The organism is Enterococcus sp. DIV1059_2 (assembly GCF_051713685.1).
GTDB lineage: Bacteria > Bacillota > Bacilli > Lactobacillales > Enterococcaceae > Enterococcus_D > Enterococcus_D casseliflavus.
In genome coordinates this window covers 3,402,148-3,425,126 of sequence record NZ_JBIOQK010000001.1, presented here as the reverse complement: position 1 = coordinate 3,425,126, position 22,979 = coordinate 3,402,148, and the positions used below count along the sequence as shown (strand labels likewise).

The window sequence follows — 22,979 nt, the reverse complement described above, 5'->3', positions numbered from 1 at the left end:
AATGGTGATCTTGATGCTGCTGATCATGGCAGTGACGTATGGTGTGAATTTTTTCTTGTTTCGTTACTTGAACAAACGACCAAAAATCGATGTCGTTGAACGGTTATCGATGTTATTAGGTGTCAACATGAGTGTGCTTTTTTTCGATGGAATCTTATTGTTTATCGGTAAATTACTGATCGAGACGGTAGAGATCATCGAATAACCCAATAGACATTTTTGCTTTGCCTCGCCACTGGCTTCTACCGTCAGTGGCGAGGTTTTTTAGGGTTTGCTAAAAACGGCGATTAATGTTCGCATTCGTTTTTGATATTTGATAAAGTAAAGAGGAGAAAATTACACAAAGTGAGGGAATTCACGGATATGGCAAAAATAATGGTAGTAGAAGATGAAGCGGTGATTCGCCAACTGATTATCGAAGAACTAGAAAAATGGCAGTTTGAGACCTTTGGCACGACGGATTTCCATCAAGTGTTGACTGACTTTGAAGAACAAGAGCCCCAACTGATTTTACTGGATATCAACTTGCCGGTTTTTGATGGCTACTATTGGTGTCAAAAAATCCGCGAAGCTTCCAAAGTACCAATCATTTTTATTTCTAGCCGCAATACCAATATGGATATGATCATGGCCATGAATATGGGAGCGGACGATTTTGTGACAAAACCTTTTGAGATCGACGTTCTGATTGCAAAAATCAATGCGCTGCTGCGCCGTTCCTACAACTATGTAGAAAGTAGCAGTGAAACATTAGTGCATAACGGTTTGACCCTCAATATCGACAATAGCAGCATGTACATCAATGGCGAAAGCATCGATCTTAGCAAAAACGAATACCGCCTGCTGTATATTTTGATGAAAAATCACGGCAAGATTTTAAGTCGGGAAAAACTCTTGCGGGCCTTATGGGATGACGAGCGATTTGTAGACGACAATACCTTGACGGTCAATATCAATCGTTTGCGACGAAAAATCGAACAAGCGGGGATGAACGGCTACATTGAGACCAAGGTTGGTCAAGGGTACATCGTACCATGACAAAGTGGCGGGTTTTGCGCAGTTTTTTGAAAGATCGTTGGCTGCTGTTTATCGGTTGGCTAGTCTTTTTCGTGTTGACGGTCTTAGTTTTTTGGCTGACTCCTCATTCCCCGATGGATTGGGGCACAGTCGGCTATCTCTTTTTGATGCAAAGTGTCTTGATGGTGTTCTTTTTAGCAGTCAGCTACTTATCTAAGCGGCGTTTTTGGCAAAAAATCACCCCCAAGCCTGGAGACAGCTTGCTGCAAAACTACTTGCAAGGAGCACGCTCGGCGGAAGAAGAACGGATCGAATCCTACATCAATCAGTTGATCCGAGAGCACCAAGAATTGATGCAGCAAGTCGTCAGCAATCAAGAAGAACAAAAGGAATACATCGATTCGTGGGTCCATGAGATCAAAGTCCCTTTAGCTGCATCACGATTGCTTTTGCATTCGATCGAATTTGATATTCCCGATGAAAAATTCATCTTACTAGAAAATGAATTGAACCGCATGAACGAATACGTCGAGCAAGTCTTATACGTCGCCCGCTTGGACAGCTTTTCAAAAGATTATCTGGTCCAAGAAATTTCATTGAAAGCCGTCATCCAGCCAGTTTTACGCAGTCAGGCCAATTATTTTATCCAAAAGAACCTGCACTATGCCGTTGAAGGCGAGGATCAGCAAGTGTTGACCGATGAAAAATGGCTCGGCTTTATCTTTCGACAGCTGGTCAGCAATGCCGTGAAGTACACACCACAAAATGGGCAGCTGACGATTCGGATCGAAAAAGATGCCCAAGGGACCTATCTCCACTTGCAAGATAGTGGGATTGGCATTCCTAAAGAAGACATGCGGCGCATCTTTGATAAAGGCTTTACGGGTGAAAATGGGCGCCAAACGGACACCCACTCGACGGGATTGGGGCTCTTTTTAGCGAAAAGTTTAGCGAAGGAATTAGGCATCGAGCTAACGGCTTCGTCGACAGTTGGAAAAGGAACCACCATGACGCTGTTCTTTCCGTTGTTGAGTTATTATGAGGAAAAACGCTAATCTGCTTTTTTTCGAGTATCTTTTTGTGTTTTTTGACAAAAATCACTTGTCCCTAGAACGTTTTCACTGATACACTAAAGCCTGTGTTTAAAATTGAATGGTAAGGATGAATGAAATGGAGATACTCGTTGCATTAGTACCAATGTTTGCGTGGGGCAGCATTGGTTTAGTAAGTGCCAAACTTGGCGGGGATGCGAATCAGCAAACGCTAGGAATGACGATTGGTGCCTTTTTCTTTTCGCTGGTCGTATTTTTTGTGACGATGCCAGTGATTGATGGAAAGGTGATTTTGATCGGTCTTTTGTCTGGTCTTTTTTGGTCCGTCGGTCAAAACGGTCAATTCCATGGCATGAAATATTTAGGTGTGTCTGTTGGACTGCCGCTTTCAACCGGCATGCAGCTGATTTTAAATACAGTCGCAGGTGCATTGTTTTTTGCAGAATGGACACAGACCCGCGATTATGCACTAGGTGTTAGCGCATTGATCTTGTTGGTGATCGGGGCGTATCTGACCGCTCGTCAAGATGGCGAAAGTCCGGTAGAAGCTGGCAGCAAGATGCTTGATTTTCCTAAAGGATTTCGGGCATTGATCTCATCAACGATCGGTTACGGCGCCTATACGATTTTGATTACTTGGGCGGGATTGGACCCCTTGGCGATCATTTTGCCACAAAGTGTCGGGATGCTGATCGGTGCCAGCCTATTTGCTTTAAGGAAGACGAAGGTCGACCGTTTTGTAGGGAAAAATACTTTGTCAGGGTTGTTATGGGGCATCGGAAATGTCTGCATGCTGATCACGGTTCAGCAAGTTGGACTCGCGGTGGGCTTCTCATTGTCGCAGATGGGGATCATCATTTCAACGCTAGGCGGGATTTTTATTCTCGGCGAAAAGAAAACCAAGAAAGAACTGCGTTATGTGGTGATTGGTTGTCTGCTGGTGATTATCGGTGGTGTTTTGCTGGGGTATATGAAAGCAACATAAACTTATATTTTTGAGGAGGAGTTATGGATTTATTTCGAAAAAAAGTCATACAACGGGAAAGTGTGACGAATTTAAAAAAAGAGTTGAAGTTAAAAGATTTGATTATGTTGGGGATCGGCGCCATTATCGGCACAGGTATCTTTGTTGTTACAGGGACTGCTTCTGCTGAGTATGCCGGACCGGCATTGATTCTTTCCTTTGTTGTAGCTGGTATCGTTGTTGTGTTATCAGGGCTTTCTTTTGCGGAATTTGCTTCTCGGATCCCTGTTTTAGGGGGCGCCTATTCGTATCTGTATGTCGTTTTTGGTGAATTTACCGCGTGGCTGGCAGGCTGGTTTTTGATTTGCGAGTTCTTATTGGCCGTTTCTTCGGTGGCATCTGGCTGGTCAGGCTATGTGCAAGGCTTCTTGGCCAGTGCGGATATCCATTTACCAACCGCTTTGACGGGCGGTTATGATCCAAGCAAGGGGACCTACATTGATCTGATTGCTGGTTTAGTCATTATTTTTGTAACCTTATGGGTCAGCCAAGAAGCGAAAAAAGCGTTGCGTTTGAATAATGCCATGGTATGGGTGAAATTCGGCGTGATCCTCTTGTTTATCGTCTTTGGTGCCTTTTTCGTGGAACCAGACAACTGGCAGCCCTTTATGCCCTTTGGTTTTTCAGGCGTCTTTAATGGTGCAGCGTTAGTCTTCTTTGCTTTTCTTGGCTTTGATGCCGTCGCAATGGCGGCGGAAGAAGTTGAAGATGCAAAGAAAAATGTCCCTCGGGGGATCATTGGTTCCATTGCGATCGCAACAGTCCTTTATATCATTGTAACACTGATCATGACGGGAATCGTGCCGTTTGCTGAATTAGGAGTCAATGATCCGGTGGCTTTTGCGATGCGTTATGTCGGTCATGGAGTGGTCGGATCAATCATTTCCGTAGGGGCGATCTTGACCTTATTAACAGTGACGATCGCTATGATGTACTCTTTGGCGCGTCTGTTATATGCCATCAGTAAAGATGGGTTATTGCCAAAAGCCATGCAAGCCATCGATCCTAAGCATAAAACACCAAAGAAAGCGACCTACATCGCTGGTGTTTTTGCTTTCTTCTTTGCGGCAGCTTTCCCGTTGAATATCTTGGCAGAATTGACCAACATTGCGGCATTGTCGTATATGATCTTAATGTCCTTAGGGATCATCAAGCTGCGGAAGATGATGGGGCCACCTGCTAAAGGTGAATTTAAAGTACCCCTGGTACCGTTATTGCCTTTGTTGTCCGTTGCCAGCTGTCTCTTCTTGATGACCCGTCTGCAAACGGCGACCTGGATCGTTTTTGGGATCTCTTTAGTGATCGGAATCGCGATCTATTTTGTATATGGCTATCGTAACAGCGAATTAAATGAGAAAATCGACGAATAAGATAGCGAAAAGACAAAGACCCAGATGTGCTGGGCTCCCCGTCAAGTGGACAATGAAATAGAATAAAATTATTTTGACGACTGTCTACCGAAATTCGGTAGGCAGTTTTTATGTTTTTTACTTTGTTTAACCTCAACTTTGCTCGACTGGCCTCCTTCTTGGTTAAGCGGATTTATTCTATTCGCTTGTCCAAGAGGGGGAGTGATTAAGCTGCCATTAATAATTCTTGATGAACTTGGATCGGTGTTTTGCTCTTCAAACATCGTTGATAGCGACCATTGTTGTAATAGTTCATGTATTTCTCGATCATTTCAACGAGACTTTCTCTACTGATAAACTTTCGCCGATAATATTTTTCTCGCTTAAGCATTCCCCAGAAGCCTTCCATTGGACCATTATCGGTACAACGGGCGACACGAGACATACTCTGCTTCATTTTCGCTTTCTTTAGCTTTGTGCAAAAAACTTTACTTGTATATTGAAATCCGCGATCGCTATGAAATAGCGGATGAGCGGTTGGCTCGGCGGCGACTGCTTGATCGAAGGTATCAAAGACTAATTTATTGTCATTTTTGTCGCTGATGACAAATGAAACAATGCGACGATCGGCGAGATCGAGAATAGCGCTCAAATAGATTTTCTTCACTTCGGCCCCTTCATAATACTTGAATTCACTCACATCTGTTAGCCATTTTTGATTCGGTTGATCCGCATAGAACTTTCGATTCAAATAATTTTTCGCAATATGATACGGAGTCTTGGATGCCTTAGTGATACTATTGCCTGAATGCTTGATGGTTGATTGGATTTGAAGTTTGCGACAGATTCGAAGAATACGCTTGTCATTCACTTGAAAGCCATAATCATTCACGAGATCTTCACAGATTCTGCGATATCCTTTATCGTTGTCTGCTTCATAAATATAACGAACAAGGTCTGCCAACTGTTCATTCAATACCACTTCAGGCAGTTTGGGATTTTTTAACCAACGATAATAGGCCGATCTTGTGACATGGAGCAGGGTACACATGGTGTTAATTGGATAGCTTTTTGTCTCGTGCAGCTCTTTGATCGATTGGTATTCAAACGTATGACGAACTAATTCAAATCCCGCCTCCTTTCTAACTCGCTGACTTTTTTTAACAGGTCATTTTCCATTTCAAGCAACTTGATCCGTCGTTCTTGTTGAGCCAGTTTATCGCGCATTTCTTCTTCGGGTGTTCTGGCAGGTTTACTTCCCGCTCGTTGCCCTCGACGGTCTTCTAAGCCTTTTTCTCCCATCTCGTCGTATTTCAACACCCAGTTCCGAACTTGTTGGTAAGAGACTTGGTACTGAATTGCGGTTTTCCCATAGTCTCGACCGTTGATAATACAGTCATGCACAATTTTAATTCGTTCATTCAATGTTGTTTTTCTGGATTTACTCATTCTACTTCCACCACTTTCTGATTTGAAGTTTCTATGAGTATTATATATCTTTAACCAGTCTTCTAATTGTTTTTTGTTACGAAGCCCGTATTTCTTGGCGACAGCTCTTAAGCTACCATGTGTTCCAGCTAAATAATCATGGACCGCATTCAGTTTCAACTCTGTTGAGTATGATTGATTCCTTTTTGTAGGGAGTAAACCTGTGGGTCCTTCATTCTCATAAAGAGTGATCCACCTTTCTATCGTACTGAAACTTACTTGTGCTTCTTTGGCCAGGCTGTTTATGCTAGCTTCATTTTTTAAAGCTCTTTCTACAAAAGCTAGCCGTTCTTCTGAACTTAATTTCATTTTTCCTCTAGACATACAAACTCCCCCTATATAAGCCACTTTATATTTCAGTGTCCTATATAGGGGGAGCATATCAATGTGGTCTTTGTCTTTTTTTGTTAACTATAGCAAAGCCTCCCAAAGAAATCTTTGGGAGGTATGTTCTTTTGTCATTCACATTCCGATGATTGCTGAAAGTAAAATTTTACAAAGAGGATGATGCAAACGGAAATTTATTGTCAAGGGGAAGTTGGTCAATTATTCGGAGTGAATAAATACTACGTTAGCTGCTTTAGAATTTCTTTAACTAAAAAAATAAATATAATTACAGTAAAATTTTATGATAAAAATATAAACACTTTATTTCAAGGGATCTACAAGCTGTTTTTATTTACTATTTACTAGAATAGTGATTCTAAGCAGTATCAAGTTTAGTTTTTTATTAATTCGTAAACTGAAAATTTCTATATACCAATATATTCTATTATTGTTCGAGTAATTACTAGCAAGGGGATTCTTGAAAAAACCGTTAGTCCGCTAACTTCCATAATTTTTTCAGTATGTCCAATAATTGTGATATCAGAATAGTTCTCTAAGTTGGTTTTACTTTTACAGCAGATCGTTATTACTTTAGCACCGATTTTCTGAGCATTTTTAGCCGACTCTACTAACTCTGGTGTTGAGTTACGTAGAGAAAGAATAATGATAATATCATCAGAAGTAACAATCTGTGCCGTATTTTTCATCCACATGCTATCTTTTACAATTATCGCATTATACCCAAGTAATTGAAGGTACATCTGAAATTCGTCTGCAATTAATGCTGTAAATCCTCTGGCATAAATAAAAATTTTTTGTGCGGCTTTTATATGTTCGATGATCTGATAAATTGAACTTGAGTCAATAGCATCAATTGTTTTTGTGCATTCTCGAAACGATTTCGCTAGAATATTATTAACAACATAAGGAGTGTCAAAAGAACTTTTTTCTTGTTTGTGTTGTGAAATTTTATATCGAAGCTCATTAATTCCTGAAAAACCACACTTTTGGATTGTTCGAGACACTGTCGCAGAAGAAACATAGGTTTTTTCTGCAATTTTTGTAATAGACAATTTAGGAATCAGAAGTTCATTTTTATTTAGAAAGTCTATAACTGATCGTTCAGATGATGATAACCTTTGATAAATTTCCTTATTAAGATCAATAATCATAATATCCTCCTAATTTATTTTTTTTATTCTATCATGAATGGATTTACAAGATTATATAAAATGACAGAAAAATTGTAAGGGTTTTCTTTCTCAGCATATATCATTTGATTTTTAGATATTATATGATTGAAACGAATCAAACGTACGTATATTCTAACATTTTTATATTGAGATAAATATGAAAGGGATGGCCATCTTTTGTTAGAGATTCGGATAATAGTTAGGAGGAGTTTTTGATGTACGTAACTTTAAAAAAAGTCTTAAAAGATGCAGATCAATTGAATATGGCAATTGGAGCATTTAATACTCATAACTTGGAAATGTTGCCAGCAATCATCAAAGCTGCTGGGAAACAAAAATCGCCAGTAATCATTCAAACCAGCTGTGGAACCGCAAATTATGTGGGGCATAAAAATCTTGTGGCTATTTGCAAATCAATGGCAGAAGAATATAGGGTGGATGTAGTTTTACATTTGGATCATGCGAAAGACTTCGGTGAAATTCGCAAAGCGATTAGTGCCGGCTACAGTTCCGTTATGTTTGACGGTTCGTCACTTCCTTTTAAAGAAAATATTCTTGGCACTAAACAAGTTGTCAATTTTGCTAAAGAATATGGGGTGAGTGTAGAAGCTGAGTTAGGGACTGTCGGAGGAACAGAAGATGGGGTAGTAGTCAGTCAAGATGAAGTATTTTATACAGATCCTAAAGACGCACTTGAGTTTGTAGCTGAAACAGGAATCGATGCATTGGCGGTAGCAATAGGAACAAATCACGGTCAATACATGTCAAAGACAGATATTGGTTTTGATCGTTTAAAACAAATAAAAAAAACTGTCGATATTCCATTAGTTCTCCATGGTGGTACAGGTGTCAAGGATTCAGATGTGAAAAAAGTGATTGATTTAGGGATTCGCAAATTTAATGTAGGAACGGAATTACTGATTGGTTGGAACCGCAAATCTAAAGAGTGCTATGATTTCAATAAAGAAAATATCTCTAATAGGGATAACGTTGTTCCTTGCCTAGAAAAAATAGAAGAGATTGTTTCACGCAAAATTATCCTATTCAAAAATATAAATGAGTAAGAGGGGTCATGATGAAAGCAGGTTATTATACAGGAGATTGCACGTATGAAGTACGTGATATTCCCGAAAGAGTTCCTATTGATGATGAAGTCAAGATTAGGGTTGCATGGTGTGGACTGTGCGGAACTGATATCCATAAGTTTCAAGGAAAAAATGGTGCCAGTGTTGTAATTCCACCTATTATTCTAGGACATGAATGCTCTGGTATTGTGACGGAAGTTGGACCTAATTGTAAGTACTTTAAAATTGGAGATCGCGTAGCGTGCGATCCTAGCTATGGTTGCGGAAAATGCATTTGGTGTCAGAAAGGTTTTCCAAATTTTTGTCTGGAACGACATGGTGTAGCAAAAGGCTTTTCCGAGTATGTTTATCCACCAGAGCAAAATGTTTATCACATTGCTGACTCATTAGATTTGGAATCTGCAGCCTTCACTGAACCTTTATCATGTGCGATTCATGGCTTAGATCTGATCAAAATTGAAAGCGGTAAGACAGTTGTAATGTATGGAATGGGAGCAATCGGTTCCTTGATGCTGCAGCTGATTAAATATAGTGGCGCTAGCGAAATCATCGTGGTTGAAAGAGAAGCTGAAAAACGAGAGTTAGCTTTAGATCTTGGGGCTACTTTAGCCGTGACTGATCAAGAAATTACATTTCTTTCTCAAGAAAAGAATATTGACTATGTGGTCGAATGTATCGGATTGAAATCTACAATGGAACAGGCAATAAAAATAGCTGGGAAAAACGGTAAAATCTTATTGTTTGGTTTAGGAGATCCAGAAGAGTTAGTTTCATTTAATCAGTTTGAAGCTTATAGAAAAGAGTTAAAAATTTTCACATCGTATTTAAATCCACATACTTCTGAGAGGGCTGTCAAACTTTTAGAAAGTGGTCTAATTGATACGAATAAAATAATTAGCGCCGAATTAAGTTTAGAAGAAATGGGCAGAGAATTAGAAACGTTAGAATATTCACGCAAAGGAAAAGTGATGGTTTATTTAAGTCAAGAACATTAAGGAGGCGTTAAAATGGTATTATCGGCAGTTTTAGTTGCAATTTTGGCAACGATGGGTCAATGGTGGTTCTTTGGACCTATAACAAAATGTTTGGTTTATCCGCTGACAACAGGAACTTTAGTTGGAGTATTCATGGTTGAACCAATGTTAGGAATGATGGCTGGTGCCAATATTCAATTAATTTATCTAGGGTGGATTTCAGCTGGGGGCACGATGCCTAGTAATACGATTGTTGCTGGAATTTTTGGTACTGCGATGACGATTCTATCTGGTGCTGACGCAAGTATGGCCGTAACATTTGCGATTCCATTCAGTATGTTAGGTCTGTTGTTAAATCAAATTTATATGACTGTAAATGCAGCATGGATTCATAGGGCGGACAAATTACTTGACACAGGTAATCTTCGAGGCGTTCGATTGATGAACTTTGTTCCATCAGCAGTTATGGCATTTATTTTATACGGTATTCCAGCTTTCTTGTTAGTTTATTCTGGTAGTAGTTGGGCGCAGCAATTAATCGATATGGTTCCTAAACACGTAATCAGTGCGTTAGAAGTAGTGGGTGGAATTATGCCCGCACTTGGGATTGCAATGTTACTGAATTATTTAGGAAAGAAAAAGCTAATTCCCTGGTTCTTCGGGGGCTTTTTCTTAACTGTTTATTCTGGATTAGGAATGACAGCAATTTCGATTTTCTCAGCAATTATTGCATTAGTAATGTATTTAAATAGCAATAATAAAGAAGAAAAAGTTGAAAAGAAAAAAGTTAAACGTTTATCTGTGAATAAGAAAATTGAAGCAGTTGAGGTTGAAGCAACTAGTGACAAAAAAAATACACCTTCTATAGTGTCAGAATACAGAAAGAAACTTTCTAAAAGTACCTTAGTTAAAACTTGGTTGTGGACAACTAGTACAGAATCTTGTTATAACTATGAACGTTTACAAGCTTTAGGTGCTGCTAACCTAATGATAACACCGATTCGCGAACTTTATGATACAAATGAAAAACGGGCAGAGGAATTAAAGAAATATATGGTCTTCTATAACTCAGAAGTATTTACGATCGGACCTATTATTAATGGAATTGCTTGTTCAATGGAAGAAGCACGAGCAAATGGTGAAGATATTGAAGCAAAAGATATTAATGCGGTACGCACAGGATTGATGGGTCCAGTAGCCGGTATCGGTGATACAGTCATGCAAGGGATCTTGTTCCCAATCCTTTTCGGTATCGGATGTTCATTAGCATTAGAAGGAAGCTACTTAGGGCCGATTCTCTCGTTCGTAGTGTTTGAAGTATTAATTTTTGGTTGCGGTTACTTTATGTTTATGACGGGATATAAGCAAGGAAAAACCTCATTATTGAAGATTTTGAAAAATGGGACGATTGACAAAATTATTAATGCATTTAGTATCGTTGGATTAATGGTTGTAGGAGCTATGGCCGCAAGCCGAGTAACGGTTAATACGCCACTAGCTATTAGAGTAGGTCAAGGAACCACTAGCCTTCAAGATGTTCTTGATTCTTTGGCGCCAGGTTTACTCCCACTAGGATTGACCTTGTTAGTATGGTGGATGTTGAAGAAAAAAATCAATACACTTTATATTATTATCGCAATTTTTGTAGTTGGGATCCTATCCTATTATTTAGGGATTTTAGGATATGCTGGATAAAAGTGAATGAGGTGAATGGATGGTTAATGTAGTTATCATAAGTCACGGAGAATTTTGTGAAGGATTGATAAGTAGTTTGAAAATGATTGCTGGAGATACCTATGATGTTAAAGCAGTTCCGTTATCTCCTGGAGAGTCACCAGATAGCTATCGAGAAAAATTAGCTGAGGTTTTATCTGGATATGAAGATCATGAGAGTGGCTTTCTTATTCTTTCAGATATTGCAGGAGGTACACCTTATCAGAGTGCTGCCTATTTATCAAGACAATTTAAAATTGGGTTAGTGTCAGGGATGAACCTGCCCATGTTATTATCGTTAACTCTTGAGAAAGTCGAGGAGGATACCTTAGATTCATTAGCGGAGAAAGCGACAGCAAAGGCTTCTGTTGGAATTCAAAGTAAAGTATTTGGAAAAGGGGAGAAAAGAAAACGTGCAAAACTTAGTGTTAACAAGGATAGATGATCGCTTGATTCATGGTCAAGTAATGACCGCTTGGATCAAAAATAAAGGTGCTAATCAGGTAGTGATCGTAGATGATGGAACAGCGAATGATGATTATATGATTGAAGTGTTGGAAATGGCAATTCCTGAAGAAATCGCAATTGGGATTTTTACGAAAGAAGATGGAGTCGCTTTCTTCAGTCAAGGGCTAGATGAGCCGACTATACTTTTAGTTAAAGGGCCAGATGTGCTGAATTATTTAGTGGATAATGGTATCAAAATAGAAGAAGTTGATGTGGGCGGTATGGGGACTCGTAAGGATCGGAGTGTTTTATATAAAAATATTTCGATAAGTGAGGAAGAAAACAAACAGTTTAAAGTGCTACTCGACAAAAATGTAAATGTTTTTATACAGGTGATGCCGCAAGATAAGCCAGTTGGGATAAATAAATATTTATAAATAGAGGTGTGTAATTTTAATGGATGGAAAAGTAATTGTGATAACAGGTGGGAGTAGTGGCATGGGAGCTGCTATGGCAAAAGACTTTGTAAATCGTGGGGCAAGAGTTGCTATTTTTGATCTAGACGAAACCAAGGGGACTGAATTGGTTGAGGAAGTTGGTTATAATCTTGCATATTATAAAGTTGATGTTACTTCAAAAATAGAAATCACAGAAGCGATGGATCAAGTTGAGAAAATCTTCGGACCTCTGACAACATTAGTAAATTCTGCTGGGGTTTCTAAAATAGTTCCATTTTTGGAAAGTAGTGAAGAACTTTGGGATTCGACGATAAATGTAAATTTAAAAGCAACATTCTTGTGTTGTCAAATTGCAATTGAGCGAATGCAGAAATATGGTGGTGGAGAAATTCTGAACATGTCGTCATTGTCAGGGAAAAAAGCTAGTTCTTGGCAAACGGTTTATTGTGCCAGCAAATTTGGTGTTCAAGGATTAACACAGTCTATTGCAAAAGAATTTGCAGATCAAAATATTCGTGTGAATTCTATGTGTCCAGGAATCGTCTATACTGAGATGTGGGAGAATTTAAAGTATGAGTATGCAAGGAAGCGGAAACTTGATCCTGAAAAGGTAATGGATTACTTCAAAGAAAATATACCAATGCATCGATTAGTTGATATGCAAGACGTAATTAATACCGCAGTATTCTTATTGTCTGAACAATCGAGCTACTTAACTGGACAATCAATTAATCTCGTTGGTGGAGAATGGATGGATTAATTTAAGGAGGATGGGAGTAGATGACTGCACTGGATTTTAGTGGGAGAGAGCAGCTTTACTATCAACTATATAACCGCTTGTTTCAAGGGATTATCAATGGTACTTATGCTGTGGGAGAGTGCATTCCTTCTGAGAGTGAACTGATGAAAACTTATCAAGTCAGTCGAGCAACAGCACGTCGATCAATGGAAATGCTTGCCAATGATGGTTTTGTTAAGAAACAAAGAGGTCTTGGTACAGTAGTCATCTCTACTCATCCGAAACATTCTCCGCAACGAGTTGCTAAATATTCTAAAAAAGGAAAAATAGCAACTGTTATATCTCGAAAAAAGATTATTGAGTTCGGTATAATCTGCGCATCAAAAAATATAGCGGAATCTTTAAACATAACGGAAGATACAGAATTAATTTGTTTAAAAAGGGTTCGTTATGGTGGTGAGGAGCCTTATTACTTAGAAATCAATTATTTTGAAAAAGAATATGTTCCAGAAATGTTAAATCGAGATTTCTCAGAAGAATCTTTACGTGTTTTCTTAGATAAAACGTATAACATCCAATGGTCTTATGCACATCAAGAGATTTATTCGATTATTGCAGACAATCAAATTTCGAAAATACTGAGAGTAAACAAAGGAATGCCATTACTCAGAATCAAAAGAGTGTCTTTTGATGTTGACGATGTACCAAGAGAATACGTAGACACCTACTATTTAGCGGATAAATACCATTTGGAGATAGAATTGACTATATAAGGGAATGATAATAAGTGAAAAAATCATTGATTTTATTAGCAGGTTTTCCAGGTACAGGAAAAACCTATTTAGCTAATTTGATTATGGAGAAATTTTCAGGTGTAAAGCTTCTTTCTCCAGATGATTTTAAGGAAAAAAATTGGGATTTTTATGGATTTAATAATCTTAGTGAAAAGGAAAAACTTATCCAGAGAAGTTGGGAAGAATATTATCAGGAAATGGAGGAAGCTTTTCAGCGAGATGAGAGTATACTCTCTGATTATCCGTTTAGTGATAAGCAAAGAAACAAGCTAGAACAATTAACCAATAAATATGGTTATCAAGTAATTACTATTAGACTAATTGCTGATTTAGATATTCTTTATGATAGACAGAAGAATCGAGATTTAGATAAAAACCGACACTTAGGTCACATTTTAACTAATTATCGTGAAGATGACAATTTGCATATTATTCGAGAATATGCAGATAACTTACTAGACTATAAAGAGTTTGTTCATCGATGTATAACAAGAGGATACGATACTTTTTCATTGGGTACTCTATATGAACTAGATGTAACGGATTTTTCACAAGTTAATTATGAGTTGCTATTCTCAAAATTAGAGAAAATGATATGTAGTTAATATTTAGTACAGAAATAAGTATCAAATTCTCAGTTCTTCCCTAATTCTTTAATGGTAAATTTTTTTAGTTGGGGTTTCTGGTATTGCGACTTTAATAGATATCTGCCGTTGACTTTAAGATGTACATTATCAATTGTATTCTATTGAATTAAGAAAACACATTTGAGTTTTTTTGCTTCAATAAAATAATCTTGGGGTTTTGATAATAATAAACTTGACACTTAGATTATGCCCTTTTTTGTACAATTGAATATAAAATCGCCTCCCAAAGAAATCTTTTGGGAGGTATGTTCTTTTGTCATTCACATTCCGATGATTGCTTGAGTCGATCATTGAAACAACAGTCTTTTTTATCAAACGTTCCCTACGATTCTGCTTTTTTTGAAAAAATTTGCAAATGACAGATTCACTAAAGGTTCATCCAGTATGCTTTTGTTAGAGAAAAAAAGAGAGGATGTTGGCAAGTGAATTATATGAAACGAGCATGGCTGAGTGTGACGAGAAAGCGAGGGAAATCTGCGATATTGTTTGCTGTTATTCTGATATTAGGAAATGTGATCGCTGGCGCAATTGCGGTCAATCAATCGACTCAAAATGTCGAAAAGCAGATCAAAAACCAATTAGGCTCACTGGCAACGATTGAGATCGATTATGAAGCGTTGATGGCAAATAGTGATAGCGGCGCAAGAATGGAGGAGATTCAGCCGCTGTCAGAAGAGCTGATCAAGCAGATCGGTGAACGCTCCGAAGTCAAGCAGTACGATTATTTGCGAGAAACAGTGATTGCTGTTGAAAATTTCAAACCCTATAGTTTCAGCCCACAAGAGGAAGATGAGAATGTCATGATCGTTGGGGGCATGCCTTCTGCGGTCTATTTAACAGGAACCAATCTCCTACAGCCGTTAGATTTTGAAGAGGATACGGTGAATTTAACGCAAGGTCGCTTCTTTAACGAAGAGGAGCAGCGTACGGGAAAACGTGTCGGCTTGATTTCTGAAGAGCTTGCTCAGGAAAACGGCTTGACCGTGGGAGACACTATGGTCTTAGATGGACAGTTTGTCGATTATTCGTCAGGGATGGACCCTGAGAAGCAAAAAGGCAATGATTACCCAATCGAAATCGTCGGGATCTTTAAAAATACCAGCTTAGAACAAGCGAACGATCAAGGACAAGATGGCATGGTCAGCTCATTTGCATTTGATGATCGGCCCTTCAATCGTATCTATATGCCCAATGATGCTGTGAAAACGATTGTTGAAGAGGAACGTGCGGGCCAGCAAGCGGCGTTTCCAGCGACAGATTTTGGTTCTGATGAGGAGTTCTTCACTCCACAATTCATTTTGAATCAACCAGAAGATGCAGAGCAATTCAAACAAGAGGTGACTCCGCTCTTGCCAAATGGCTATAAGGTCAATGCCTCTACGGATGAGTACGATCGTGTGGGAACCAGCATGAATCGCTTATCACAAATTTCTTCATATGTCGTAGTGATTGCGGTGATTGCTTCCTTGATTATTATCTCCTTGATCATTGTGTTGTTTACCCGAGATCGGAAATATGAGTTAGGCATCTACCTTTCGTTAGGGGAACGACGGAAATACGTGTTTGCACAAATCGTGCTCGAACTCCTGTTGATTGGTGTCAGTGCAATGCTGATCTCCTTGGTCACAGGGAATATGCTGGGCAAGATGGTTTCTGAATCTTTGTTATCCAGCAGTATGCTAGAAGCAAATCAAGCAGGGGTGGAGCAATTCTTTGTGGGCGTTGCGGGCGTACCGAAAATCGATCAAGCAACGATCAACGAAGCGTTTCGCGTTCAATACACCTTGCCTTATATCATTGCCTTTTTAGCGACCGGGATCGTGACGATCTTGCTTTCGGCAGTGGTGCCGCTATTATATATTCTGCGTTTGAATCCGAAAAAAATCATGCTGTAAGGAGCGAAGAACATGGCAATTTTAGAGACCAAAGAGATGACGTATTACTACCAAGATGGTGAGAATCGTCGGAAGATTTTAGATAAAACCAATATCTCCTTTGAAAAAGGTAAATTTTACACGATTTTAGGGAAATCAGGCTCTGGAAAGACCACCTTTCTTTCCTTGATCAGCGCATTGGATCAACCAACCGATGGGGAAGTATTTTTTGAAGGAAAAAATATCAAAACGATCGGCTATGAAGAGTATCGCCGCAACAAGATCAGTTTGATTTTTCAAAGTTACAACTTGATCCCATATTTGACGGCATTAGAAAATGTCCTTGTTTCGATGGCGATCTCAGACAACAAACTCCCCGATCAACACGATCAAATTGCGTATCGCTTGTTGGATTATATCGGAATCACCTCCACGAAAGCTGATCGTTTCGTCAATCAGCTCTCCGGTGGGGAACAACAGCGGGTCGCCATCGCTCGTGCCTTAGCGACCAATGTTGATATCATTTTAGCCGATGAGCCGACGGGAAATTTGGATGAAGGCATGGAGCAAGAAATCGTGGATATTTTTAAAGATTTAGCTGCTTTACACAACAAGTGCATCATCGTAGTGACGCATTCGACTGAAATTGCCAAGCAGTCGGATCAGACCTTTTATTTGAAAAACGGCGAGTTGACGGCCTATGAGTGATTTTTTATCGAAGTTTGAAGAAGACCCGAAAGAGCCAGACAAGGAATCAGCTACAGCTAAAGCACCTTCTTCCCGTGCTTCCCGCAAAGAAAAAGGTTCAGCTTCTTTAGAAGAGGGGATCGAACACGATCCCTCCTTCAAAAAGAAACGGCGGAAAAAACGACTGCTGGGGCTTGGTGCATTACTCGGACTACTTCTACTCAGCGGCTTTTTATTTTTCCAATTGGCGTACGTCCGACTGGATAACTTTGTAGATAAAGAGATCTCAGAAGTCAGGGAATGGGCGGCGGAACATGATCTTGCGATCGATGTGACGCCTGCCTATGATGAAGCCCCAGCCAATCAAGTGATCGCCCAAGAAGAAGCCGCCAGAAGTCGAGTCAGAAAAAGAAGCACCCTGCATCTAACGGTGAGCCAAGGCCCAGATCCAGAAGAGAAATTGGCATTGCCAGACTTTATGGAAATGACGAGGGACGAGGCAGCAGAGTGGATCGAAAAAAATCAAGCCAGCAATTTGACGATCGTCGATGAATACCACGATGAGATCGAGGAAAAAGCACCGATTCGAGTAGAATTTACCAATAAAGAAGTCTCGCAAGAAAACTATCATCGTCGAGATGTCGGACGAGTCTTTTATTCCAAAGGCGAAGAAACCTTTGAAAAAGATATTGAAGTACCAGACTTTCGTGATAAAACCCGTGCAGAGGTAGAAACCTGGGGGAAAGCCCATGAGCTGGAGCTTGAAATCAAAGAACAGGCTTCGGATACTGTGGAAGAAGGCAAAGTCATTGAACAAAGCGTGGCACCAAAAGAAAAAATCGCGAAACGGGATGCGTTTCAAGTAACGATTTCTCTAGGGAAAGGGGTCACCGTACCAGACTTTTCAACGATTTTACCAGATGATGCCCAGGCCGCTGTTGAGGGTGTTACTGTGCGGATGCGGATGCAGTTTACTCAGAGTCTGCCTTACGGACAATTGATCTCGCAAAGTGAGACCGCCGGGACCGTTTTAACCAGCAAAGATGACCAAGGCATTGAAGTCGTCTATTCAGCAGGTCAACCGTATATCAAAGATTACCGTCGAAGCGAGCTCCTTGAAGGGGATCTGCAAAAACTTTTCTTTGATGAATTCCGTTCAAAAGGGGCGAACATCAGCTATCAAGTCCGTTATGTCAATTCAGCAGAACCCTACGGGACAATCGTGGGGATGAGCAAGTTCAATCAGTTTTTACCGTTAGAAGATACGATCACCTTCGATATCAGCTTAGGCAATCAGACAGCCCCAGCGGCTACTGATCCAGAATAGCCGAGCGGATTTATCGAAGACCTGCAAAAAGGAGGAAACCCATGCGTCATCAAGAGAATTTTCAAGACCTTAGGAAAAAGCTGTTTGTCTTTTTGTTAAGCGGTATGGTAGCATTGTTGCTACACATGTGGATTCATCAATCCAGCGAACACGTGCGGATCGTTTCAACAGAACGGTTTATTGGAGAACAATTGGAATGATCCTACAGGAATGATTGTGCTGACCGAAAAGTGATTGAAAAAAAGAAATGATGAGTGTAAAAGGGGGACTGACCGATGCGGATCTTATTCGTAGAAGATGAGCCATCGATCGCAGAAGCGGTTGCCAGCTTATTGAAAAAACAGCATTATTCCGTTGATTTGGCGTATGATGGCGAGACTGGGTTGGACTACGCAGCAAGTGGGGTGTATGACCTTCTCGTTTTGGATATCATGCTGCCAAAAATCGATGGGATCACATTACTAAAGACGTTACGCAAGCAAAATATTCGCACGCCGATTATTATGTTAACGGCCAAAAGCGAAGTCGATGACAAAGTACTCGGCTTGGATGCAGGGGCAGATGATTACTTGACGAAACCTTTTCAAATGAAAGAGCTGCTGGCACGGATTCGTTCATTAAGTAGAAGAAAAGACTTGGATTATCAAGAAGACCAGTTAGCATTTGGCAACGTGGTCTTGGCGCGTAATGAGCTGCAGTTGGCTACGACGACCAATCAAGTGGTGCTGTCACCCAAAGAAATGAAACTGATGGAGCTATTTTTATCCAGACCTAAAGTGATTTTATCAAAAGAAACCATCATCAATAAGATTTGGGGCTTTGATCCCGATGTGGAAGAAAACCGCGTTGAGATCTATGTGTCGTTGCTGCGGAAAAAACTGACGCTGCTTGAAGCGGATATCGGCATTCGCACGATCCGCAATGCGGGGTATATTTTGCAGAGCAAGGAGCCGCCATGTTAAAAAAATTACGGAATAAAATGCTGTGGTTTAATATGGCGTTGATCTCAATCATTGTCTTAGGTGCCTTTACCTTTATCTATATTTTGAATGCCACCCAAATTGAAAACGAGATCCAATCATTGATTTCGCAAGAAGCCAACTCCTTAGCTGCGGTACCGTTGGATGAGGAGGAGGCCCGGCAATCACTGACAGACCCAGAGTATCCAATGATATTGACCATCACGAATAGTACCAGTGAGTTCAGAGAAATCGCTCTAGTCGACGTGGATCAAATGGATGTCGTGATTCAAAGTATTGATGAGGGTGTCGATGAGAGTGATCTTTATGAAGCCTTGGTCGATGCCGCAACGAAACAAGAGGAGATTCCCAATGAAGTGAAGGTAAATGACCGAGACTGGCGGTATGCGCTCTTTTTGGTGACTTCCATTAGTCATTATTCGATCAATCATGATTCGACGGGGGAATATTCCACCAGCATCAATAATTACGAGCCTTTTTATCAAGTGCTGTTCTTTGATGTCACCGACTACAAAACTAGTCTAAGCAACTTAAGAACCACGCTTTTGCTCATCGGGGTCTTAGCCTTAGTCAGTATTTATATCGCTAGCTTCTATGTCGCCAATCGGGCATTGCGACCAGTTGAGCTGGCTTGGCGCAAACAAAAAGAGTTTGTTTCTAACGCTTCCCATGAGTTGAAAACACCACTGGCGATCATTCAAGTCAATGCTGAGGTATTAGCTGGCAGTCCAGAAGAAACCTTGGAAAGCCAAACGAAATGGCTGGAAAACATCCAGTTAGGTTCCGAACGGATGGATGAACTAGTAAATAGCTTATTGATGCTGACCAAATTCGAAAGTGCCGAGCAAGAAGTCGTGCGTTCGGTGATTGATGCCAGTCAAGTCGTGCAAAGTGTTTATCAAAGCATGGAGGCCATTGCACTGGAAAAAGGAATCCACTATCAGGAACAGATCGCTAAACAGGTGCGCCTTGAAAGCAATGAGCAAGCCTTACGGCAATTGACCATGATTTTGGTAGACAATGCCTTGAAATATACACCTACTGGAGAAACCGTCACAGTGGCACTCGTTGAACGCCAACGAAAAACGGTGCTGCAAGTGTCCAACAGTGGTTGCCCGATCCCTGAAGAAAAAATTCCCTATGTCTTTGATCGCTTCTACCGCGGGGATCCTTCTCGCAACCATCAAGACGGTGGCTATGGGTTAGGTTTAGCCATCGCCAAAGCCATCACAGAAATGCTGCAGGCACAAATCAGTTTGACGGTGGATCAAGACGGCGTCAATCACTTTGAAGTTTCATTTCATTGAAAAATGAGCTTTACCGTTAGGAAATAAAAGATATGTCGCTGCGCTCATCAAATCTTTTGCCGCATTTCGAGAAAGTCTCGCTTTCTCGAAATGCGGCTATTTATGCAGCAAAACGCATTTTTTAGGAGAAGGGGACACCAAGGGAAAAAAGTTTTTTTATTTCTCCTTGCAATTTTCACAAAGTTCGGCTATGATATGTGTGTAATCGGTTACACAGGAGGGGAGCAACATGCCAACAATTAAAGATGTCGCCAATTTAGCTGGACTTTCCGTGGCGACAGTTTCAAGAGCCATGAATGGGACTGGCTATGTGAGCGAAAAAGCCCGTGAGAAAATCCATCAGGCGATCAATGAATTGAATTATTCCCCCAATGAAGTCGCACGTTCGCTGTATCAGAAAAAGTCAAAATTGATTGGTTTGCTACTTCCTGATATATCCAACCCGTTTTTTCCGCTAGTAGCCAAAGGCGTTGAAGACTTTCTACAAAAAAAAGGCTATCAAGTCATCCTTGGCAACATTCAAGAAGACAATGAGAAAGCCAATGAATATTTACGTGCGTTTGAGCAAAACAATGTGGCGGGGATTCTTTCCGCTGTCGAAAATAAAAATCGTACCCAAAGCAATATTCCGACGGTCGTCTTGGATCGGATCGATCAAGATGTCGAATATGGGGTTTATTCGGATGACCTTCAAGGTGGCGAACTTGCTGCTGAAGCGATCTTAAAAGGTGACCCCAAAAAGGTAGTCGTGATTGCTGGGCCTGAATCTGTCACCCGTGCTCGGGATCGTTTATTGAGTGTTGAATACACATTGAAAAAAGCACAAGTTCCTTATGCACTAGTGAAATCTACATCCTTTCTCTTAGAGGATGCGACCTTGACAGCGAAACAAGTTTTTTTAGAACATCCCACTGTCGATAGTGTGGTTGCCCCAAGTGATACCCATGCGATTGCCATCATGCAAGAGGCTTATCATCATGGCGTAAAGATCCCAGAACAACTTCAAGTGATCGGCTATGACGATATTCCCATCAGTAAATTGGTGGTGCCACGCTTGACGACGATCCATCAGCCTGCTTACCAAGTAGGTTACAAAGGAGCAGAAATGCTCTTTGCATTGATCAACGATCAATTTATTGAACAGAAAAAAATCATCCTTCCTGTTCATTTAGAAGAAAGAGAGACAGTAAGAAATGGAGGAACGCCAATTGAATAAGATCATCGTCATTGGTAGTATGGCAACAGATTTTGTAGTCACTACGAAGGTGAAACCCAATCAAGGAGAAACGGTTTTTGGGGAAAAATTTGACACGAATTTTGGCGGCAAAGGAGCAAACCAAGCCATCGCCGCTAGCCGTTTAGGCGCAGAAGTAGCAATGCTAGGCCATGTAGGAACCGATCGTTTCGGAAATGAAATCGTCGAAAACTTAAACGTGAACGGCGTTTCTACGGAGAATGTGGAACCCGTTACACATTTTCCATCTGGTGCCGCGCATATCATTTTGCATGAAAATGACAATAGCATCATTGTCATACCCGGTGCCAATAATGCGCTTGATTTAGCTCGCTTTTCCGAAATAAAAGGAAACATCACAGAGGCTGATTTAGTGATTTTGCAAAACGAGATTCCCCAAGAAGCCAATGAAGCCATCATCGACTGGTGTTGGGAAGCAAAAATCCCTGTTTTATATAATCCAGCACCTGCGAGAAAGCTCAATCCGCGTATGTTATCTAAGGTGGGGTATCTGACCCCTAATGAACATGAGTTTAAGTTACTTTTCCCCAATCAAAAGCTTGCTGACGTTTTAGCAGCCTACCCTAATCGATTGATCATTACCCTAGGTGCCAAAGGAGCGATTTTCCACAACGGGAAGTCCGAGGTCTTAGTTCCTGCCTTTCCAGTTGCTGCGGTCGATACTACGGGAGCTGGTGATACCTTCAATGGTGCATTAGCAGTAGGGATTTTAGCAGGTGTTCCCTTAGAAAACGCCATTGCCTTTGCCAACTTAGCAGCAGCAATCTCCGTCAAAGGATATGGTGCTCAAGGCGGAATGCCTACATTAAAGGAAATGAAGGAGAGTCCATTGTATGAAGAAGCATGGGGCATTAAATAGTGAGATCGACAAATTATTGGCGGATTTAGGCCACACCGATCAGCTTACGATCGGGGACTTGGGGTTGCCAGTACCCACAGGGGTGAAAAAAATCGATCTGGCATTAAAACTAGGTAGTCCGAGTTTTGAAGAGGTGTTATTAGTAATGCAACAAGAGATGGCAGTCGAGGCGATCGTTTTAGCAGAGGAAATAAAAACGGAGAATGCGGAGCAGTGGCAATTGATTCAAAAAACGTTCCCGAATGTTCCGATTCGTTTTGTTCCACATGAGGCATTCAAAGAAGAAACAAAGGAAAGCAAAGCCATTATTCGAACAGGGGAAGCGACACCCTATTCAAACATTATTTTACAAGCAGCCGTTATCTTCTAAAGAGACAGGAGGA

Annotated in this window: 25 protein-coding genes; 22 read left to right on the top strand and 3 right to left on the bottom strand. The window is 40.5% G+C overall.

Annotated features, from left to right (window positions below):
- Position 1 precedes the first annotated feature (1 nt).
- From IGI72_RS16195 to IGI72_RS16175, 5 genes are all read left to right on the top strand, one after another.
- Positions 2 to 205, top strand: coding sequence for a hypothetical protein (locus tag IGI72_RS16195; RefSeq protein WP_005227790.1), 204 nt, complete (start codon positions 2 to 4; stop codon positions 203 to 205).
- Between the two features lie 158 nt (positions 206 to 363).
- Positions 364 to 1,038 carry a two-component system response regulator SapR gene (sapR, locus tag IGI72_RS16190; protein ID WP_005227794.1) on the top strand — a complete coding sequence of 225 codons (675 nt, stop codon included), beginning with the start codon at positions 364 to 366 and terminating at the stop codon, positions 1,036 to 1,038.
- Positions 1,035 to 2,072: a two-component system sensor histidine kinase SapS gene (gene sapS / locus IGI72_RS16185; protein ID WP_010749047.1), complete on the top strand. Its 1,038-nt coding sequence runs from the start codon at positions 1,035 to 1,037 to the stop codon at positions 2,070 to 2,072. Before sapR ends, sapS begins: the two co-directional genes overlap by 4 nt.
- Positions 2,073 to 2,187: 115 nt before the next feature.
- Positions 2,188 to 3,054, top strand: a complete 867-nt coding sequence (locus tag IGI72_RS16180; RefSeq protein ID WP_015510464.1) for a GRP family sugar transporter — start codon at positions 2,188 to 2,190, stop codon at positions 3,052 to 3,054.
- Positions 3,055 to 3,077: 23 nt separating this feature from the next.
- The gene (locus tag IGI72_RS16175) at positions 3,078 to 4,463 is read left to right on the top strand and encodes an APC family permease (protein WP_081116932.1); all 1,386 of its coding nucleotides are present in this window, start codon (positions 3,078 to 3,080) and stop codon (positions 4,461 to 4,463) included.
- 205 nt (positions 4,464 to 4,668) lie between these two features.
- Here the strand turns inward: IGI72_RS16175 and IGI72_RS16170 are convergent, their stop codons facing one another.
- The 3 genes from IGI72_RS16170 to IGI72_RS16160 form a co-directional block, all read right to left on the bottom strand.
- Entirely contained in the window at positions 4,669 to 5,526 is an 858-nt protein-coding gene (locus tag IGI72_RS16170; RefSeq protein ID WP_240457400.1) for an IS3 family transposase, read from the bottom strand.
- A gap of 35 nt (positions 5,527 to 5,561) precedes the next feature.
- On the bottom strand, positions 5,562 to 6,254 hold the full coding sequence (locus tag IGI72_RS16165) for a helix-turn-helix domain-containing protein (protein WP_074935028.1): 693 nt from the start codon (positions 6,252 to 6,254) through the stop codon (positions 5,562 to 5,564).
- Between the two features lie 428 nt (positions 6,255 to 6,682).
- Positions 6,683 to 7,429: a MurR/RpiR family transcriptional regulator gene (locus IGI72_RS16160; RefSeq protein ID WP_438754788.1), complete on the bottom strand. Its 747-nt coding sequence runs from the start codon at positions 7,427 to 7,429 to the stop codon at positions 6,683 to 6,685.
- 236 nt (positions 7,430 to 7,665) lie between these two features.
- Here IGI72_RS16160 and IGI72_RS16155 point away from each other — a divergent pair, with 236 nt between their 5' ends.
- From IGI72_RS16155 to rbsD, 17 genes are all read left to right on the top strand, one after another.
- Positions 7,666 to 8,514: a class II fructose-bisphosphate aldolase gene (locus tag IGI72_RS16155; RefSeq protein WP_438754786.1), complete on the top strand. Its 849-nt coding sequence runs from the start codon at positions 7,666 to 7,668 to the stop codon at positions 8,512 to 8,514.
- Positions 8,515 to 8,525: 11 nt separating this feature from the next.
- A complete protein-coding gene (locus tag IGI72_RS16150; protein WP_438754784.1) occupies positions 8,526 to 9,530 on the top strand; it encodes a zinc-dependent alcohol dehydrogenase family protein in 1,005 nt (334 codons plus the stop codon).
- A 12-nt stretch (positions 9,531 to 9,542) separates the two neighbouring features.
- Positions 9,543 to 11,204, top strand: coding sequence for a PTS system mannose/fructose/sorbose family transporter subunit IID (locus IGI72_RS16145; RefSeq protein ID WP_438754782.1), 1,662 nt, complete (start codon positions 9,543 to 9,545; stop codon positions 11,202 to 11,204).
- 19 nt (positions 11,205 to 11,223) lie between these two features.
- A complete protein-coding gene (locus IGI72_RS16140) occupies positions 11,224 to 11,667 on the top strand; it encodes a PTS sugar transporter subunit IIA (RefSeq protein ID WP_438754780.1) in 444 nt (147 codons plus the stop codon).
- Positions 11,636 to 12,106, top strand: a complete 471-nt coding sequence (locus IGI72_RS16135; RefSeq protein ID WP_438754778.1) for a PTS system mannose/fructose/N-acetylgalactosamine-transporter subunit IIB — start codon at positions 11,636 to 11,638, stop codon at positions 12,104 to 12,106. Before IGI72_RS16140 ends, IGI72_RS16135 begins: the two co-directional genes overlap by 32 nt.
- A gap of 19 nt (positions 12,107 to 12,125) precedes the next feature.
- The gene (locus IGI72_RS16130) at positions 12,126 to 12,887 is read left to right on the top strand and encodes an SDR family NAD(P)-dependent oxidoreductase (protein WP_438754776.1); all 762 of its coding nucleotides are present in this window, start codon (positions 12,126 to 12,128) and stop codon (positions 12,885 to 12,887) included.
- A gap of 20 nt (positions 12,888 to 12,907) precedes the next feature.
- Complete coding sequence (locus IGI72_RS16125; protein ID WP_438754774.1) at positions 12,908 to 13,639, top strand: GntR family transcriptional regulator; 732 nt, start codon at positions 12,908 to 12,910, stop codon at positions 13,637 to 13,639.
- A 14-nt stretch (positions 13,640 to 13,653) separates the two neighbouring features.
- On the top strand, positions 13,654 to 14,265 hold the full coding sequence (locus tag IGI72_RS16120; protein ID WP_438754771.1) for an AAA family ATPase: 612 nt from the start codon (positions 13,654 to 13,656) through the stop codon (positions 14,263 to 14,265).
- 473 nt (positions 14,266 to 14,738) lie between these two features.
- Entirely contained in the window at positions 14,739 to 16,202 is a 1,464-nt protein-coding gene (locus IGI72_RS16115) for an ABC transporter permease (RefSeq protein WP_034870298.1), read from the top strand.
- Between the two features lie 12 nt (positions 16,203 to 16,214).
- Positions 16,215 to 16,889, top strand: a complete 675-nt coding sequence (locus IGI72_RS16110) for an ABC transporter ATP-binding protein (protein ID WP_438754769.1) — start codon at positions 16,215 to 16,217, stop codon at positions 16,887 to 16,889.
- On the top strand, positions 16,882 to 18,195 hold the full coding sequence (locus tag IGI72_RS16105; protein WP_438754767.1) for a PASTA domain-containing protein: 1,314 nt from the start codon (positions 16,882 to 16,884) through the stop codon (positions 18,193 to 18,195). Before IGI72_RS16110 ends, IGI72_RS16105 begins: the two co-directional genes overlap by 8 nt.
- Before the next feature lie 41 nt (positions 18,196 to 18,236).
- Positions 18,237 to 18,395 (top strand): hypothetical protein, encoded by a 159-nt coding sequence (locus tag IGI72_RS16100; protein WP_005233508.1) that lies wholly within the window; start codon positions 18,237 to 18,239, stop codon positions 18,393 to 18,395.
- A gap of 75 nt (positions 18,396 to 18,470) precedes the next feature.
- Positions 18,471 to 19,157 carry a response regulator transcription factor gene (locus IGI72_RS16095; protein WP_015510460.1) on the top strand — a complete coding sequence of 229 codons (687 nt, stop codon included), beginning with the start codon at positions 18,471 to 18,473 and terminating at the stop codon, positions 19,155 to 19,157.
- The gene (locus tag IGI72_RS16090) at positions 19,151 to 20,482 is read left to right on the top strand and encodes a sensor histidine kinase (RefSeq protein WP_438754765.1); all 1,332 of its coding nucleotides are present in this window, start codon (positions 19,151 to 19,153) and stop codon (positions 20,480 to 20,482) included. The genes IGI72_RS16095 and IGI72_RS16090 overlap by 7 nt, the downstream gene beginning before the upstream one ends.
- Positions 20,483 to 20,711: 229 nt before the next feature.
- The gene (locus tag IGI72_RS16085; RefSeq protein WP_438754763.1) at positions 20,712 to 21,698 is read left to right on the top strand and encodes a LacI family DNA-binding transcriptional regulator; all 987 of its coding nucleotides are present in this window, start codon (positions 20,712 to 20,714) and stop codon (positions 21,696 to 21,698) included.
- On the top strand, positions 21,691 to 22,596 hold the full coding sequence (gene rbsK, locus IGI72_RS16080; protein ID WP_438754761.1) for a ribokinase: 906 nt from the start codon (positions 21,691 to 21,693) through the stop codon (positions 22,594 to 22,596). Before IGI72_RS16085 ends, rbsK begins: the two co-directional genes overlap by 8 nt.
- Complete coding sequence (gene rbsD / locus IGI72_RS16075; RefSeq protein ID WP_074934048.1) at positions 22,571 to 22,966, top strand: D-ribose pyranase; 396 nt, start codon at positions 22,571 to 22,573, stop codon at positions 22,964 to 22,966. Before rbsK ends, rbsD begins: the two co-directional genes overlap by 26 nt.
- Positions 22,967 to 22,979: the final 13 nt, after the last annotated feature.